The organism is Telluria sp. AZSoR62 (assembly GCF_058111565.1).
Map to the genome: position 1 here is coordinate 1 of NZ_JBYTST010000287.1, position 275 is coordinate 275.

Here is a 275-nt window from a genome sequence, read left to right on the forward strand (position 1 = left end):
CAGTACGGCGAATAAATCTTCAGCTGCAAAAACATCCGGCCCTTTGAGTTGTGGATTGGCATCGGCGCCCGTTTTGACAATGCGCAGTGCATCCGGCGGCAGGAACTCCTTCCATTGCTTGAATAACCTCGCATCGGCCCGCGACCAAAACCCATCAGAAAACAGCAAAACCTTGCCGTCGGGCTGTTCCCCAAGCAACTGAATCAAGGCCTTCCAATTTGAAGTTCCTTGGCAATCGAGCAGTTGTGCCGGGTACTCTTGCTTTTCGCTCCAAT

At 52.4% G+C, this 275-nt stretch carries 1 protein-coding gene; it reads right to left on the reverse strand.

Translation table 11 applies throughout. The annotated features are described in order from the left end of the window. A partial coding sequence (locus tag AC3XQU_RS23835) for a hypothetical protein (RefSeq protein ID WP_489876606.1) occupies window positions 1-275 on the reverse strand: 275 nt, incomplete at both ends.